The organism is Desulfobacula phenolica (genome assembly GCF_900105645.1).
Taxonomy (GTDB): Bacteria; Desulfobacterota; Desulfobacteria; order Desulfobacterales; family Desulfobacteraceae; genus Desulfobacula; species Desulfobacula toluolica.
Window position 1 is genome coordinate 1 of sequence record NZ_FNLL01000042.1, and the last position, 1,982, is coordinate 1,982.

At 44.6% G+C, this 1,982-nt stretch carries 2 protein-coding genes; both read right to left on the reverse strand.

The genetic code is table 11. The annotated features are described in order from the left end of the window. Positions 1–498, reverse strand: a 498-nt coding sequence (locus tag BLT94_RS21630) for a hypothetical protein (RefSeq protein ID WP_217641267.1), incomplete at its 3' end; no start/stop codon positions are given. Positions 499–662: 164 nt separating this feature from the next. Next, complete coding sequence (locus tag BLT94_RS21635; protein WP_092238829.1) at positions 663–1,865, reverse strand: DUF4062 domain-containing protein; 1,203 nt, start codon at positions 1,863–1,865, stop codon at positions 663–665. Positions 1,866–1,982 lie beyond the last annotated feature (117 nt).

Genomic DNA, 1,982 nt, shown 5'->3' on the forward strand with positions numbered 1-1,982 from the left:
CCTAGGCAATCCTTTTATGATAATTTGAAGTAGTTCCTCGACAGAAGAAGGACGTTTTGGTTCAGTGTCTTGCTGCTTTTCTGACATCTTAACGTTTGGCGTGACAGGCATATTATCGTTTGGAAGCACTCTACCACCTTGATAATATCGAAAGCCATGTTCTTCTAAAATATTACTTAATCGTTCACGTTTTCTATTATATTCAGCCAATGGATCATAATTATTGCCATAAAAATTGACCGTTTCTGATGGAGATTCGGGAGGGAGATCCATAAATTCTTCAATTAGATTACCAATTAAAGCGAGGCTGTCACATTCAGGATTTTTCCCTGCCGTGAATAACCATGTTTTCCATTTTGAATGATGAGGAAGGCCCGGAGGTGAACCGATGGCGCCAGCAGCTTCAAAAATTGCATCCAGTGTTGCGTGTGAGCCTGTGCCAACTAATATTTCAGCAACAGCTGCACATACTGCCATTGGGATGCGAATATTAGACATTATGTGAAAATCTCCTTATAGCCCGAACGCTTGGGTAACGGGCAGCAAGGGTTTCCAATAAAGTTGATTGAAGGTACATCATTCAAAAGTTTTTCAATCGTTGAAAAGAAGGAGACCCTTGCTGTCCGGTTCACCCGCCTGTTATGTGCGCATATACCCAGCTATCATTGATCTATGATAGAAGCAAATGAAGCTTCGGCTTCTTTTGCCATGGCATGACCATTGCGGAACTCGTTGATTAGTCGCTGGAGAACATTGACCATCGAACGTTTTGACCGGTTCAATGAGGTAGTCATTCGCGGCAGAGAAGCAATCTTATCTTGAAACTCAGTAATCTGGTGTTCGACATTGGTCAAGGAATCAGAGAATCCACGGACAGCCACAAGGTTCTCTTTGGCTTGCATAAGATCGTCCGATTCGACCTTGAATTCAATAGTCATCGCTGCGGTCTTAACGATAGCATTCATGCCTATGTTGAGGTGTTGGCCAAAGATTGGTATCTCAGCATCCATCCGTTGAACGTATTGGTCCATATCGGCAGCCGCCCTTGAGATAAGGCGTTTGGCTTCCTTCCGATTGGTGGAATCTGGACCTGAGGCAAACTGCTTTATTTCGACGGTACGGGCACTCATCTTTTCGCCTATTTCATTAGTTGCAGTTGCAATTCGTTCAGTTATTTCCGTGATAGTAGTGAATTCGTCCTCAAACTGTTCCATCAAGTCTAATATACCTGGCTCGTCTTCAAGATCAAAAGATCCCGAATCCGAGGCATCCTCATTCTCAATTGATGGTTTGATATCAGACTTGTCTTGTGTTACCACTGAGTGCTTAGACCGCCATGTCTGTATATGCCGGGTTAAGTGAAGTCTCACCAGCTTTTCGAAGTCTTCTAAGGAAACAAAAGACCAATAGAGGCCACCTTTGTCTTCGAGATCAGATCGAAATTCAGCAACTTTGGTAAGTTGAGCATGGTCCAATTTAGATGGTGCTACTGGGACGGGAGCATCCTTGAAGTAGATCATCAACTGGAGGGATGACGGGTCTTGGTCGAACCGTTTCTTGGCCCGTTGGAATTCCTCGGCTGTCCCGGAGCCAGCGCGACCAGTTTGCGTTCCGAAACGATACCACATCAGACCTATGAACAAATCGTAGTCATCCGGTATCTGATCATTGATCACAGCTTGAGCGTCCTCACCAAAGCTGGGATAGGCGTGCGTTTCCCAGCGGATCAATTCAAGACGAATACCTATCTCGCCAGCCCATGCAGTGTTCAATTCACGGATGACCTCTTCAAGTCGGTTTCTCTCTTCATCAACGTCACTTGGTGATGCAACGAAGACGCTCAGAATGGTCTCTTGTCTTGCCATAGGACTCCTTTTAACTTACACATAACGCTTGGGTAACGGGCAGCAAGGGTTACCAAAAAAGTTAATTGAAAGCACATCATTCAAAAGTTTTTTCAACCGTTAAAAAGAAGGAGACCC